General features: G+C 22.7%; 6 protein-coding genes. All 6 read left to right on the top strand.

Annotation, left to right across the window (positions count from 1 at the left end; all coding sequences use genetic code 4):
• Positions 1-57: 57 nt before the first annotated feature.
• The 6 genes from GE118_RS03655 to GE118_RS03630 all read left to right on the top strand — a co-directional run bounded on the left by GE118_RS03655 (position 58) and on the right by GE118_RS03630 (position 17,385).
• Complete coding sequence (locus tag GE118_RS03655; protein ID WP_158764064.1) at positions 58-3,903, top strand: hypothetical protein; 3,846 nt, start codon at positions 58-60, stop codon at positions 3,901-3,903.
• A 97-nt stretch (positions 3,904-4,000) separates the two neighbouring features.
• A complete protein-coding gene (locus GE118_RS03650; RefSeq protein ID WP_158764063.1) occupies positions 4,001-7,705 on the top strand; it encodes a transglutaminase domain-containing protein in 3,705 nt (1,234 codons plus the stop codon).
• Between the two features lie 286 nt (positions 7,706-7,991).
• Positions 7,992-10,052 carry a hypothetical protein gene (locus GE118_RS03645; protein WP_158764062.1) on the top strand — a complete coding sequence of 687 codons (2,061 nt, stop codon included), beginning with the start codon at positions 7,992-7,994 and terminating at the stop codon, positions 10,050-10,052.
• 145 nt (positions 10,053-10,197) lie between these two features.
• Positions 10,198-12,255: a hypothetical protein gene (locus GE118_RS03640; protein ID WP_158763485.1), complete on the top strand. Its 2,058-nt coding sequence runs from the start codon at positions 10,198-10,200 to the stop codon at positions 12,253-12,255.
• 342 nt (positions 12,256-12,597) lie between these two features.
• Entirely contained in the window at positions 12,598-15,132 is a 2,535-nt protein-coding gene (locus tag GE118_RS03635; RefSeq protein ID WP_158764061.1) for a hypothetical protein, read from the top strand.
• A gap of 213 nt (positions 15,133-15,345) precedes the next feature.
• Positions 15,346-17,385, top strand: a complete 2,040-nt coding sequence (locus GE118_RS03630; RefSeq protein WP_158763483.1) for a hypothetical protein — start codon at positions 15,346-15,348, stop codon at positions 17,383-17,385.
• Positions 17,386-17,826: the final 441 nt, after the last annotated feature.

Raw genomic sequence — 17,826 nt, 5'->3', positions numbered from 1 at the left:
TTTATAAACACCTAATTAAAATCTATCTTATAAAGATAGATTTTTTATATATTAAATATGACAAACACTAATAAAAAAAATAAACTTATAATTTTAGGAGCTACTACAGCTGGTTTAGTAATTGGTAGTTGTATTACAACTCCTTCAATTTTAATTCCTTTAAATAAAAAAATCGCTATTAGAGATAGCGAAATTGCTCGATTACAATCTGAATTAGAACAATGAAAAATCAAGCATAAACAACTAACTACTCAAAAGAATATCTTAAATGACCAATATACTAGATTAGTAGCAATTAATAATTTAAGTGATAACTTTAAAAACATTGACCAAAATGAAATCATTAAGTTATTACAAGAATTTTTAGATAAATCTAAAAATTCTAATACAAATACTAATGATAATAATGAAATTGATATTAATTCATTAGGATTTAGTGAAATTAACAATGAAATTCAACGTCAAATTCAAGATTATAAGATTAAGCTACAATTAGTTAAAGATTCTTTTGTTAAAGCTCAAGCTAATACTTCTTCTTTAACAGAAGCTATCTCAAATAATATCTCAGTCATTATTGATATTATTAATAGATCTTTTGAAGAAGTAGATAGTATTGAAATTAATAATCGTAAAGATGTAATTAAAGCAATTCAAAAACTAAATAGCATTAAAGATAACTTAGATAATGCTAATAATCAATTACAACTTATTTTATATGCTGAAATTCAAAAAACTAAAGAGATTTTAGCAAACAAATTAAATGAAATTAACCAAGTTTCAACTAACTTAGAATCTGTAATAGCTAACCAAATTGCTACTGTAGAACAACAATTAATTCATTTAGATGAATATAGTAAAAAACTAAATAACTTATCTACTAGAGACTTATCATTATTAACTAACGTACAATTTGTTAATAGCTTTAAACAAATTGTAGAAGATAAATTATCTAAAGTTAATATCTATGCTCAAAGACTTCAAGCGATGTTAGCTGAAACTAAAGACCAATTAGCTAAAGCTAAAGAAACTAAAGATTTTACTATGGTTAATGGAATTGATACAGCTTTAATAGCAGCTAATGTTAAAAACTTCTTCAAAGAGATTTCAAGTTTAGATGACCAATTATTTGATGAAACTTCTAGTACTTTAAGTGCTACTTTATTAGAACTTGAAGCTGCTAAAGCTCAAGTTAATGAATTAAGTGAAGTTAAATCATCTAATGAATCAAAAATTGCTAACCTTGAAGAATTAAAAACTCAATTAGAAAACCAAAATACCACACTAGAAGCAAAAAACGTAGATCTTCAAACTACATTAACTAACTTAAAAGCTAATGTTAAAACTAACTTAAATAAGAGTTTAGGTTCTATTATTAGTGCTTTAGATGGTATTAAAAACACTATTGATAGTGATTCTAACTATGCTAATAAAGACCAAGTATCAAAATTAATTCAAAATGAAAAAGCAGCTTTAGAAGCAGCTTTAAATAATGATAATAATGAAGATAACTTAGATAACTTTAGTTCAGATGTAGAAAAATCTATTAGTAAAATCAATGATATTATTGCTGAATATAAAACTACTAGATTAGAACCTTTAGAAGCTAAATACAATGAGCTTTTAGCACAATTTAATCAATTACAAGAAGATTTAAAAACTTTACAACAAAACTATGATGCTAAAGTTTTAGAATTAAACAATATTAAACTTGAATTAGAATCTAAAAAAGCTGAATTAGCTCAAACCCAAACTCAATTACTAGCAACAACTAGAGAACTAAATACTACTAAAGAGCAATTAGAAACATCTAATAGATTATTGGCTAATAATAAAGCTAAAGCAATTGAAATCTTAGAGAACTTAAAAGCTAAAGAAGTAGAATTAATTAGTAAATACTCTACTTATATTTCTAGTGTTAAACAAGCTGAAGAAACTAGCTTAGAGACATATATGTCTCCATTAAAACCTTTAATGACTAACTTAGAACCTTTGTTTAATGCTATTACTGTATTAGATGATGTTCAAAACCAAAACTTAAATACTATTCAATCTAAAATTACAGAGTATAACAATAAATTATATGATTTAAATAACAAAATGATTGAATTCCAAAATGAGTATTTTAAATTAAAAGAAGAAGCATTAAATGATCAAATTCAAGACTTAGAAGCTACTAAGCAAAAGCTTAATGGAAATATAAATGATTTGAATGGTCAAGTAATTAATTTAAAAAATGAGATAAAAGTTAAAGAAGCTAAAATTGCTGAACAAGGTGAAACCATCACTGAACAAGGTGAAACCATCACTGAACAAGGTAAAACCATCACTAAACAAGGTAAAACCATCACTAAACAAGGTAAAACCATCACTAAACAAGGTGAAACCATCAAAACTAAAGATCAAGAGATAAATGCTTTAGAAACTGAAAAAACTAAGTTAAATAAAATAATAGAAGATAAGATAAAAGATATTAATGACAAAAAAGCACAATTAGCATCTAAAAAGATTGAACAAGATAGATTGCTCAAAGAGTTATTACTTTGACACAACAAAGGAAGAGATTATGATGAAATTATAGATTTCATTAATAAATTATCTTTATGAATATTAAACCCTGCAGATGGTACTTCATCAGTAGAAAACATTCCTTTTGTAAAACGAATCAAAGAATTAAAAGAAAAATATGCAATTACTTACTTTTCTGAAACATATTCAACTAAAAAAGAAATCTTTGAAAAACTACTACAAGAACTAGAAAGAACTAGATTAGAGTACTTGGAACCACTAGACGCGGGAAGCGAAGAAAGACTAAATGAAGTAGATGAAACAATAACTAAAACAAACTTAAAGCTCCAAAGTCTCAAAAATGATTTTGAAGCATATTGCAAAAAAATGGGTGTATCAAAAGAACCTATTGTCAAGTATGAAGATTTAAAAGAGTTTTTAAGAACATTTATTACTTCAACATCACCAAAGGATCTTATATCATTATTTAAAAAAACTAAAGCCGCTTGAATTGAATTAGCAAATGGTATGAGTGAAAAATTAGAAGAAAAACAAAAAGAAATTGATGTTCTAAATGAAAAAGTAGAAAAATTACAAAAAGATTTAATTTTATCTAAACCAACATATCTATTTGATTCTATTCGCACATTAAACCACTCAAACTATACACTAGATAAAAATAAACAATACAAATGAGTAGTAAATAAAACATATACAAGCACTAGCACTTCACCTAATCCTAACTATAGACCTAGACCAACAAACTCTAGTTTTTCTCCTTTGAATAACCATAACACTTATTTAAACAGTTTAGAATCTTCAACAATAACAACAACACGTGATTATCAATTTACTGGTCTTTCGACAACAAATCAATATGGTCAAGAAACCCCTGATTATAGAACAGAAAGAGGCATTAATAATATCCATTTAAATTATTATGAAAGAGTAGCTGATCAAAATCCTAATAAAATACAATTTGTTAGAATACACGGTGGCTTTGGTGCTACTAATGGTAATGGACTTATATCAGACAACATAGATATACCACTACCAACATCTTCAGAACCAACTAGTGTATCTCGTATGTGAGAAATACAATTTGATTACCAATCAAAATATAAAAGAAATTCAGTGTTTAGTGTCACATATAGTGTAGATTTTTCGTTAAAATTTGGATTGAATAGACAACTTCTATTAGATATCACAATTAATATAAAATCTCTTAAAAAAATAACAAGTATTTATGCTGGTTCCACATATGAAGATAACGTAATAAATATTAAACCAGATACTTGATTTCCTTCTACTCCTGCTATTTTTCCTAATATAAAAGGAAGTGTTTGGGGTTATTCATTTCTAGATAGTTCAAACCAAACAATACCATGACAAAATTAATAAATAAAAATCTCCATTAGGAGATTTTTTCAATAAATATAAAATGAATGCAAAAGATTAAAATATAATAATATATATATTTATATATAGGAGCAAAATGTCTAAAAATAATAAAATCAACAAAGATATTTCGAAAGAAAAATATACCAAAGATATAACAAATAAAATTGATAATTTATATAAAAATAATGTTAAAAATATTGATAAAATCAATCTCCTAACACAAACACCATTTATTAAATCTAAAAAACTTTGAATTCCTTTAATTACTACATTAGGAATTACTACAATCATTGTTCCTTCAACTATTGTTGGGATAAAAAACAAGAAAAAACATTCTTTTTTACAACATAAACAAGATTTAACAAATAACTTTCAAAACCTAATTACCACACATAATAATTGATTAAATGATGCAGAAGTTAAAACCCTTCAACAAGAGATTTCCAACGATTTACAGACAAATAATATTAATAACCTAACTAACAAAATTAATCATTTAAATCAAATTTTGAATACTAAAATTCAAACCAAACAAAATTATTTAAATCAAATTAAAAACCCAAACATAACTACTTGATTAGATGATATGGAAGTTAAATCTTTATATCATCAGATTGTTAATCAACTTCAAAACAATGATTTAAACGACATAGATACAAAAATTCAAAAATTAGAACAACTATGTTTAACTAAATATCAGGCAAAGCAATCTTTTTTACAACACAAACAAAATTTAACAAATAACTTTCAAAACTTAATTACTACTCATAATGATTGATTAAATGATGCAGAAGTTAAAACCCTTCAACAAGAGATTTCCAACGATTTACAGACAAATAATATTGATAACGTAAATAATAAAATTAATCAATTAAAACAAGTTTTGAATACTAAAATTCAAACCAAACAAAATTATTTAAATCAAATTAAAAACCCAAACATAACTACTTGAAAAAATCAACAAAATGTTTTGACATTATACTCTATTATTATTAATAAATTACAAAACAATGATTTAAACGACATAGATACACAAATTCAAGAATTACAACAACTATGTTTAGTTCATAACCAAACTAAAGAAGAATTAAAACAAGAATTTGATGCAATTAAAGATAAACCTTCAAAAGATAATTTCACCATTATTTATTTAAAAAATACAATTAATAGTAATTTAAATTTAAATAAGATTGATGTTGTTAAAACTCAATTAGAAGAGTTAAAACAGGAATTTAATAAAGAACTAGAAAAACAAGAATTTGATACTTTATATAAAAATTTAGACTCAAAAATAAAAGAATATAGAAGTTTAAATCTTGAAAAGATTATTAACCAAAATGAAAAAAATACTTTTGAACAACAAAATTGATATCTTAATCATAACGATACCAAATCTCAAATATTGCAAAAAACAAATGACATTAACAATTGAATTTCTAAATACAATAATTTAATTACAAAACAAAATGAATTTAATGATTTTGTTTCTAATTTACAACCAACTAGATTTAATGAAAAAGCATTAAATGCTAAAATTTATCAATTAAAACAAGAGATTACTTCTAATATTAGTGCTGATAATTATATTAATCAATTAAACCAAATAAACCAAGAGACTTATTTAGATAAACTAAATAAAATCAAAGATTTTATTCAACAAGAAAATGGATATTTAAACGAACAACATTGACAAGAATTTATACAATTTAAAAACAATAACCCAGATGATAATTTCGGAATGGACCTTACTCCTTATGATTTATTTCTTAAAAAAGAACAAAATAAAATTATTAATGTAGAAATACCCTTAGAACAACAAATAAAATGACAATATTATATTTATGAACTAAATAAAATTAAAGAATATTACAACAAAAATGGTGAATTATTTTGACAAATCAATAAAAGAATTGATTTTTTTATTGAGATGATAAAAATAATTTTTACAGGTTGAAGAAGTTATTTTAATAGTCCTTCAGCAAATAACCCATATAGTTTAGATCAAAATGGAGAATCTAGTGCCTATTTTATAGAAAAACCTAGTAATTATGTTTTTTCATTAGAAGAAACAGAATTTATCTCCCCTGAAATCTCCCCTGAAATCCAAGATGCTTTTATCAATAATGGAATATCTATGGGTTATTTACAACAACCAAAACCAATTTCTAATGATTATTATTTAACTAGATGATTTGGTTTTGATTATGAAAAAAACAAAACTAAAATCTCCCCTGAAATCTCCCCTGAAATCCAAGATTATGGTAGAGATAGAGAATATAGATCATTATTTTTAAACTATACATATTTTACAAATTGAATTAAATATTATAACTCCCCTGAAATCCAATCAATGGTTATTGATATGAATAATAGTATTGGAGAAATAAATGATAATGATGTTATTGCTTTAAATGATTATAAAAAATATGAAAATACCAATCCTTTAATTGCTCAATATTTACAAAATAGAACCAACTTCATTTTTGAAGAAGGTGGAGATTTTTATAAAGAACCAAAAGAGTATTCAACTGATGTATTTAGTTTTCACATTAAGCAAAAATATTTAGATAGCTTTTTTAAAGGTTTTTGAACTCAAAATCAAAATTATTTTAATAATTTAAAAAATAAAATTAAGTTTTCTTCAGGAGATATTTTTATTGATGAAAATCTTACAAGTCTTCAAAAAACCTATAGATATGAAAATAATTATCCATTTTCGCAATTTATATATTGAAATGAAAGTGATTATCAAAAGTATGCTAAATATGTTAATATAGATTCTGAATTTAGATTAAATGAAAATAAAGCAACACAACTTTTCCCATCAGAAAATATATTATCTACTTTATTATTTACTCAACCTAACTTCTTTAGTTCTAGTTTTATGGATTTTCATAAAGAACATTTAGACCCTACATTATTAAATCAATTAAAAACAATTGAAGAACTAAAAGAATTTAACAAAAATCACGATCACATATATATTAATCCATTAGAAGAATACAAAGAATGAATTGAGAAATGAAAAAAAATATTACCTAAAATAATTGATAAAAATTGAACAAATGAACAAAAAATAAAAGCTGTAATGTTTTATATTTGTACTAATACTTATTATTATTCAAATGATAGTGGTTTAAGTTTTGGTTATGGAAGTTTTTATGCGAATGGGAAAAATATAACAAACTCTACAACAATATTTGACCAAGATTTAAGAAGCATTGAATGTGTTGGTTATAGTAGAAACTTATCTATTGCTTTAACTTTATTAAATATACCTGTAAGAATAGTAGGTGGAATTACTAATAAAAATGGTCAAGATGCAGCTCATTCTTGAAATGAAGTGTTTTTGGATGGTAGATGAAAAGTAATTGATTTAACTAATACAGATTTTAGTGAAAATCTACATAGAACTACCTATGATATTGCTAAATTAACTAAATTAGACCCTGCTTCAGATGGTTCTCCTGCATTTGAAATGAATCCTAATAGATTAATCTTTGAAAGAAATGATGATTACATTATTGCTAACTATAAATTAGGTCCTGATTCATATATTTTAACTATTATTAACTATCCTAACCCTGATGAATATGAATATCCATATTTACCTAGAAGCATCTATGCTAATGGTCCTTCTTGAGTAGGAGTTGATTTTACTAAAGAAAAACCTTTTTTACCTAAAATTATAACAAGAGAAGAAGCTAAAGAATATCGTAAATTACACAAAAATGACCCAATTGATAGTGATTTTGATTCTGCTTTAAACTGAAAAAGACCTAAAAACTATTTAGGTTAATTTAGATACAAAAACCACCTACTAGGTGGTTTTTTAATACTTAATAAGGGTTTAAATGCGTTTTAAAGCACTTAAAACATATTAATGGTAATAAATTACTTTTAGAGTTTAAAAACGCTTTACAAGCTTTTTAAAAGCTCTTTAAATGACCTAAAAACCTTTTATCTAATAGATCAAGATTTTGATGTTTCTAATGATCTAAAACTTAGATTTTTATATAATTTAATTAACTAAATTAAACAACAAAACATTAACAAATTCACATCATAATTAAGGAGTAAATACAATGACCTTAGAACAATTAAATAACCTTAAACTTTCACTTATTAACTTTAAAATCGCAAACAAAAACTTGTTTAACTTCAATTTAACAAATGAGTTTTTACAAGAAAATGAATTATATAAATCAGCAAATGAATACACTAGAAAATTAAACTTTAATATAGGTCAAATGATCTATAAAGATTTTTATCTTTTTGATAAACTTTTAAATTCTATTTTGACTAAATGAGACGTTAAAGAAACCATTAAAGTTTATCAAGATGATAATGGTAATGATTTAATTGTTGATGGTAATGTTAGAGCATTAATCTTAATGCTTTTATATAAAACCAAAGATCTAGTTGATTGAGCTGATTATTCTTACTATAATTACAATTTTAGGGTAGAAGATAAAGATCTTGGTGTTTTATTTGATATTAAAGATAAGATTAATAAGTTTAATCTTACTAATGATTTGCTTAATCAAGTTGAAATTGAATATCTTAAAAAAGATGAAATTCATTCAACTATTTTAAATAACCTATTCCCTTTAAAAGAACAATTAAAAACTAACTACAATAAAGGTATTTACTTATTTAATATCTTTTCAACCTTTATTGAAAATGATATTAAAACCCTTGAACAATACAAAGCAAACCAAGCATTTATTTTTAACCCATTTAATAAAGATGCAAAGGACTTTTTCAAAGATTATAAAGAAGCTTGCTTCTTATATCAAGTATTTCAATCTACTCTTACTTGTCCAGATGATAAATTTTGCTATATTGAACCTTTATCATTTGATTGAGTCTTTTTTAAAGATTTTTATAATGATTATGAAGTATTTAAAAAGTTATTTTACAATTTTTGTTATGAAAATAAGGTTTCTAAATATGCAATGAATAATATAATGTGATATTTAAAATATGGTTATAGAGAGAACTTTTTTCCTAACACTTATAAATTTGATCAAGTAATTAAGTTTGAATTTGATACTGAGTCAAGAAAATGAATTAACATTTGTCAAAAAGATGACTATAAAAAGACTGAATCTATTTTTAATTTCATTCACGAATTAGATAGAGACGAGTTATTAAAAACAACCAGAACCATTGAACCTACAACATTAACAGAATATTTTTATAGACACGTTAATTTAAAAAGAAAACAGTTCGAAATTAAAGACATTATCCAAGAAATATTTAAATTGGATGCAAAAAATTTAAGTAAATTAGAAGATTTAGTTGATTTAAATCAAACCAAAATTCACGATCTAATCTATCTTAAACAAAGAATTAATGATGGTGTTTCTCGCATTAATAAATTCTCTAGTCATTTAAAAAGTGATTCGTTTATTAATTACTTGTTAAAACAAAATGAAGAGTTATTAACTAATAATAACTTTCAATTTAATGTCTTTTATTCTAATTTAAGAGCTATTATCCAATATATTGTTAATATTATTTACCTTGATTATTTAACATTTCTTACTAAGGAAATTGAAAATGATATTAATTTAGTTAATATAAAAAGAAATAAAAAATTTGAGATAGCTGACCCAACTCTTCTTTTTGAATATACCCATTTAGCTTCTAAAATAAGAATTTGTAATTTTAACTTACAATTAACAGGTTTAAAATTAGGTGAACCTTATAATTTAAGTGGTTTTTACAATGATAAAATTATTTCTAATATTACTAGAAGTTTCTTTGGAAGCTATGATAAAAACTTCACACCCGCAACACAAATGACTATAACTACTAAATTCTATGAAGAAGTAGTGGAAAATAATAATGATTTTGTTCAATATGTTAAAGACAAGTTTAATTTAGATTTTAATACCTTAATACCATCTTTAATCAATGATACTAAACAAGTACTAAATAAGTGGGTTCATTGTTCGTTCTTAATCACTAATTATGATAGTTATGCAGATCTAGTAGCTTTTTTAAAACTTAATATATTCACCTATAAAAATATACTTAATATGTTAAAAACAATTAATGTTAAAAACTTTTCTAACACATCTAAAGAATTGTTTAAATCTGCTGGTAAAATCTATTTAATTAAATCATCAACCACTTAGTTTAACTACTAAGTGGTTTTATTATCTTAATAAAATAAATAAATTTCACTTTAATGATTGACATTATTAAAGAATTTAATATAATTTAATATATTAAATTATATTAAATAACCTTATATATTCATATTAATAATTAGGAGTGATGATGACCTTAGAACAATTAAACAACCTTAAATTCTCTTTAACAGATTTTAGAGTAGCAGCAAGAAACATTATCGATTTAGACTATACTAAAGAGTTTTTAAAGGTAAATGAGCGTTATTTAGATCCAAATAACGAAGAAAATAGCAATAGAATTAACAATATTATTGGAGTAATTGCATATACAGATACTGTTTTATTTAACAAACTTTTTGATTCTATTTCATCAAAGTGAGACCCTAGAGAAACCATTAAAGTTTATAAAGATAAACAAGGTAATGAAATCATTGTTGATGGTAATAAAAGAGCATTGATTTTAATGTTGTTATATAAACTCAAAAAGTTAAAATTTATGAATGACTATGATTGAGTTTATGATTGAAAAAATAATAACTTATGGTTTGAAATCATTGAAAAACTTAAAAAATTTTCTAATGACTCAAAATTAATAGAACAAGTAAAGTTTGAATATGTAAATGAACAAGATATCCAAAGTATTCTTCTAGAAAATATGTTCCCAGACCGTGAAAAACTTAAACTTTCTTACAACAAAGGAATTTATTTATTTAATATTTTTTCAACTTTTATTGAAAAAGGTATTAAAACACTTGAACAATACAAAGAATATGAAGCAAAAATCTTTAACCCATTTAAAAAAGATGCAAAAGAATTCTTCAAAGACTATCAAGATGCTTGTTTTTTATATCAAACTTTCTTAAAAACTGATTGAATCGAAGATGAAGATAATGGTTATGGTTGATATGATGACGAAAATATGCTTTTTGTTCTTTCTAAAGACCCATACCAAGAATACAACTCATACAAGAACCGTTTTTATAGCTTTTGCTTTTCAAATAAAGTGTCTAAATTCACACTAAATAACGTTAATTGATATTTTAAATATGGTTATGCAGGATTAAGTTTAACAAAAAACGATTATAAATTCGATGATTTAATCAAATTCCAATTTAATGATGACTTAAGACAATGACTTAACATATTAGAAGATGACAAACAAAAGACTATGTATTCTTTATTTAAATTTATTTTAGAATTAGATAAAGAAAATTTATTAACTACTAGTAAAAAGATAAATCCTGATGAATTATCTAATTTATTTTTTAGATATGTTCACTTACCTAAAAAAGAATTTAAATTAGCTGATGTCATTCAAGATATTTTTAAATTTAACTCTGATAACTTAAAGAAATTACATAATATGGTTGATGAACAACAAGTTGAAATTGAAGATCTTATTTGAACTAAAATAAGAATCAATGATGAAATAGAAGATATTAATAAATTTCAAAATAAATTTCAAGAAGAAAAGTTTTTACATTTTCTTCTTGAACAAAATGATGATTTATTAATAAATAATAATTTCTTGTTTAATGTTTTATATTCTAACTTAAGATCTATTATTCAATATATTATCAATGTTATTTACTTAGATTATTTAAAATTCTTAATCACTTTAAGAAATGATAAACCTATTAAAGTTATGAATAAGAAAATAATTTTAGTAAAAAACCAGATTAATGAAGAACATTTAGAATCTAGAATAAAAATCTTAAATTATATTTATAAATTAAATAAAAAAGTTATACAAAACAATATGTTAGATGATGTTTTTAATAAGAACCTTGTTTCTGCTATTACTCAAAGCTTCTTAGGAAAATATAATAAAGAATATACCATATTGACTCAATTCACTATTACTCAAAATTTCTTTGATATGGTTGTTGTTGATAATCCAGATTTTAATAACTATGTTAAGGAAAAATTCAATTTAGATTTAATGTTATTATTACCTAAATTAATTTTTGCTACAACTAATGTTTTAAACAAATGAGTTCATTGTGCTTTTTTAATAGCTAATCAAGATAAATATAATGACTTAATTGAGTTTATGGAAGAAAATATCAAAGTTTATAAATGAATTTTATATATGTTATCAAAATTAAACATAACTAACTTTATAAATAGTTCAAAAGAACTATTTAAAGTTGTTAATTCATTTAATCTAATTAATAAAACTAAAGTAAAATCACTCTTAAATTAAAGAGTGATTTTTTTTTGTTTTGTTTTGAGTTTAAACCAACTTTTAAAGCTGTTTAATTACTTTTTATTAATTAAATAATGTATCCAAAAATATATCACTTTGGGTGCGTTATTTTAAATACTAATTTGTTTCTTTTCTTTATCAAAAATCAATTAATAATAATATGGAAACGTTTTCATATTGTGGTAAAATAGATGTATGCAATAACTAATATTGATTAACCATAACTACTTTATGGTTTTTTTATTTAAAAAACAAACAATTTAAACAATTAGTTCATTAACCTAAAAATATGTTTTTAGATTAATGAACTAACATTTTTTTATTAAGGAGATAAATATAATGAAAAAGAAATGAAAAATAATCTTACCAATAGCAATAGTAGCTCCAATTGTTATTACAACAACTGGGGTTGCTATTGGATGTAGTAATAAGAAAGATAATGAGCTTAAAACTAAACCTATTGAAAATTTAAATAATAATACATCTAATACTAGTTTGTCAATTGTTTTAGATAAACAAGAAGAATTAAAAAATTATTTTATTAATGAAGTATTAAAAGATAATTCAATTAGATTATCAAACAAATTAGCTGAAGAAGTTAGAAAAGGAAATAATACTTTTAACCCTTTAGAAGATTTATTAATTATTCCTAATGAGATGATTGATTTTTCTTTCCCAACAGATAAAAAATTAGATTTATCAAATGTTGATGATTTAAATAATAAATTAAAAGTTAGAATAGTAAGTGATTTATATACTCCTAATGGTTTAAGAAACAAAAATATTACTTTAGAAGTTGAAAAAGATGATATTAAAGTCAAAATCCCTTTACCTTTAGAAGCAGAAAATATTCAAAAAATAGATTTTATTCAAGCTGCAAAATCAGGTGAAATAAATAACATTTGATACGATAGAAGTTGTGATTATTTAAATACATATGAGACAAAACCTTTACATATGGGTAATAATCCAATAACAGCATATGTAAATCGTTTTTCAAATTATAAAGACTTAAAAAATAGAGCCAATTATAGAATTCCAGATTTTTTAATAAATTTAAAAGGTTATTTAGAATATTATGGACAATTTATTTTTGATGTAAGAAATAAAGAAGAAAAAATTTCTTTAAAAGAACCTAATAAAATTAAAACTATTGATGAAAACACACTTTTAAACCCTGTGCGAATAAAGATTAATGAATATAAAGTACCAACAGCAGAAACCACATTACAAGAATTAATAAATACCTTAGAAGCTTTTGATAAATATTTAGAGTTTAGTTATGATGGAAATATGTCAGCTTGAAGATTTAATGATCTTTGAAACGCTTTTTCTCAAGAAGAAAAATATGAAAAAATGTTAAGCGTTTATAAAGTTTGATACTTCTTAAACTTTTATAGTAAATTTAATGGTAAAGAATTATTTGAAGAATTTGCTGAATTTTCAAATTCAATTCCTAAGGTTTTAGATTGACAAAGTAATGATGTTATGTATTTTGCATTATCAAATCGTTGATTCAATAATATAAACTTTTCATTGGTTTCTAAAATTAAGGATGGGGCTATTAAAAAAATAATGCAAAAAGCTTGATATGTTATCAATAATGATAATTCTAAAGAATTAAATGGTCTTAATCCAAAATTACAATTTATTAAGATGACAAAGAAATTAGACGGCAATGCAAGAAATTTCAATTTTAGTGATATTAAAGATTATTATGAAAAAGGTGATCATAGTAATTGATGATGATTAGTTCTAGATAATCGTTTATTTGTTGATACAGAGTTTGGATTTGACAATCATCCTGATGAAAACAATCATATTGAAAAAACTCATAGTAATGATTATGTAAAAAGGTTAAATGAAATTAATAAAAACATAGCCTGATTACTAGAAAAAGAAAAAGAATTTAATGATTTAAATGTTAGTCTAAATGTTGATTTAGAAATAAAAGCAGAAGATTATTTAAAATTAGTAGATGATGAGTTAAGAAACATTATTAATGAATTGTTTAATAATGGTGTATTAATGAATTTAGATAAAATTGGACCATTTGATTGACCTAAGTATAATGACAGCAATTACGATACAAAAATCATTGAACATAATAATGAAGAATATAAACATATTTTTTTATATGCAGCTAAAAAATACCTTAATAACAAAGATAAAAAGGATGTAATTTTTAAAGAAAATTTACTTTTTAATTTTGGATTACAATGAGAAGAATGAGCTGTAGCAAAAAGTTTAATAAATATTAAAAATTATTGAATAAAAAATGGATATTACAAACAAAATCCAAATCCCAAACAAATCACAAATTCTTTTATGAGAAATTTTATTAAAAACTTTGAAAAATTAGACGATGTGCTTAATGATTATTTATATATCTTAAAAAACTTATTATTAAAAGTAAGTGATGATGAAGATAGAAAATACTATATATCAAAATTTGAAAAACTTTCTTCATATGATTATAATGAAATACCAGATCATTATAGTGATTTTGATTTTAGATGATGAAGTGATAAAACAACTAATGTAGAAAGACAAGAATTAATTAAGGAATTTGAAATTTATAATGATGATAGTATTGAAAAAGTAGATATTACACGTGATAAGTTAGATAAAATGATTGAAATTCTATTCAAAGAAAAATATAAAGATTTTAATGAAGAAATCTTAATTAAAGAATTTCAAAAAGGGAGTTTTAATAACGTTAAAAAGTACAAAGAAAAATTTGACTGATTATGTGCTTTTATAACAACCATAAAACAATATGAAAACGACTATAACACTTATTCAGTACCTAAAATTCTTTGAGATATCTTTTTAAAAGATTATATTGGGATTAGCGATGAAGGAACAGAATAATAGAAATAAAAAATATTTTTAAAACTCATATATAAGTTTTTAATATTAAAATCGATAACATCTATTTCTTTTAAAATATTAAAAAATCACCTTTTAACCTTAAGGTGATTTTTTGTATATTTATTTATATTGTTCTAAAATTTAATATAATTTAATAAATTAAATTATATTAAATAACCTTATACATTTATTTTAATAATTAGGGGAGTAATTATGACATTGGAACAATTAAAAAATCTTAAATTATCATTAATTGACTTTAGAACAGCAGAGCAAAACTACTTTACTAAAGACTTTTTAAAAGAATTTTTAGATAAAAATCAAAAGTATGACAAGTTTAAAAATACCATTTTAAAAGATAAAATAGATGATGATATCATTTGAGAACTTATCAACTATGATGTTAATGCGTTTTATAAGTTATTTTTATCTTTAAAAGATAAATGATATCCAAATGAAAACATTTATGTTTATCAAGATGAAAATGGTAATGATATTGTAGTTGATGGAAACAGAAGAGTGTTAATTTTAAAATTCCTTTACCAAAAAGAAAAATACCAAGATATATTTGATTTTGGTTTTACTACAATCGAAGAAGATATTGATAAATTAGATGAAATTAATGAATATCTTAAAAATGTAGAAAACAATATCATTAACGAAGTTAATATTAAATATATTGATAAAACATTAATTAACAATATTGTCTCTAATAATATTTTCACTCCTGAAATTAATTTAAAAACCACTTATAATAAAGGAATTTATTTATCTAACGTTTTTACTTCAATGGTTGAAAACAATATTAAAACTCTTGATGAGTTGGCTAAATACAAAGATTATATCTTTAATAAATTTGGTAAAACTATAAAAGAGTTCTATAAGGATTATAAGGAATCTTGCTTTTTGTATCAAGCTTTTAGTCAAAGTGAATGAAGTTATGAAAAGGATTATAGTACATTAGAAACAAGATTATCTTTTCAGAGAAAAAATGATTTATATAAAGATTACTCTAATGTTTATAAAACATACTTTCACGAGTTTTGTTATGAGAACAAGGTTTCTAAATATTCAAAAAGCAACTTAAACACTTTTTTAAATATTGGTTATTCTAATTTAAAAGTTAAAAATGCATATAACTTAAAAGAAATCATTGATTTAGAGTTTGATAGTGAGCAAAGAATGTGAGTTAATAAACACAAAGCAGATGATGATGTTAAAACTAATTCAATCTTTGAATTCTTAATTAAATTAGATGAAAAAGATTTATTAAAAACAACTAAAAACATTAATTTTGAGCTTGTTGGTGATATTTTCTTTGCAACTATTCAATTTAAAAGAAAGGATTTTGCATTAGTGGATGTTATTCAAGATATCTTTAAATTTAATAACAAAAACTTATATAAATTATCTAAATTAATCAAAAAAACTAATATTGAAACTAATGACTTAATAAGAGATAAAAGATTGATGAATGATGAGATAAATAATATGTGTGAGTATTCTGTTAAATTTAAAGGTGAAACATTTATTAATGAAATTTTAAAACAAAATGAAGAGTTAATCATTAACAATAACTTTCAATTTAATGTAATTTATTCTAATTTAAGAAACCTAAGTCAATATATCATTAACATTATATTTATCGATTACTTAACATTTTTAATAGAAAGTTGCAAAAACAATATTACATTTTCTTATTCAAATGATAATATAACTTATGTAGCTGATAATAACGCATTAGATAGTAGTTCTAAACAATTAAATTCAATAGTTAAATTACTTAATTGATTTAGAAGTTTAGGAATCATTTATTTAGATGAGTTTAATATGAACGAAGTTTTAAATATGGAATTAGTTAAAAATATAATTAAAGGTTTTATAGGTGAATATTCTATTTTTAGTATTATCACACAAAAAGTACCAGGAAAAAGTTTTTATAAAAATGTTGTTCTAGATAATGATCATATAAATAAGTATGTATTACATAAGTTCAAAATAGATTTTGATAAAACTTTAAATGGTTTAATTAAACATACTCAAACAGTATTTAATAAATGAGTTCATTGTGCTTTTATATTAAATAAACAACAAAAATATGATAATCTACCTGATTTTCTTGCATATAATATTGAGTCATATAAATTTATAGTAGAAATATTACAAAATCTTGATTCAAATAACTTTATTCAAGTTTCTACAAGAGTATTTAATACAAATTGAAAACTAAATTTCCCTAAGTTTAAAAAATAAACCTTAATTAATACTTTTTTATCTAAATATAATCTTGATATTAAAATAAAGTAAAATTCAAAATATCTTAATATGATTTGAATGATATTTAAAAAATGTTTCTTTAAACAACTTTATTTTATATAACTTCCATCAAATAATTCAAATGTTAAAAATTAATTCTATTAATAAACTAGTTGATAAAATTAATACAAATGTAAATATAAGTTGAAATGGTATTATTTAGTTTAAAGCTTACTGTCTTGTTTTAAGTTCTAACAAGCGTTTGAATGCGTTTTAAAGCAATGAAAAGGTATTAATGGTAATTAACTCCAACTCTTTATTTAATATTGCTAATTTAGTTGTTTTTCTACATAGGGACAAATTGTCCCCGGGAAGAATTAGTACATTTCTACAATGGTGTTGAAAAACTTAAAATTAACTCGATTAACAAATTAGTTA

Source organism: Mycoplasma sp. NEAQ87857, from assembly GCF_009792315.1.
Classification (GTDB): domain Bacteria; phylum Bacillota_I; class Bacilli_A; order Mycoplasmatales; family Metamycoplasmataceae; genus Mycoplasmopsis.
This window is presented reverse-complemented; position numbering and strand designations above follow the sequence as displayed.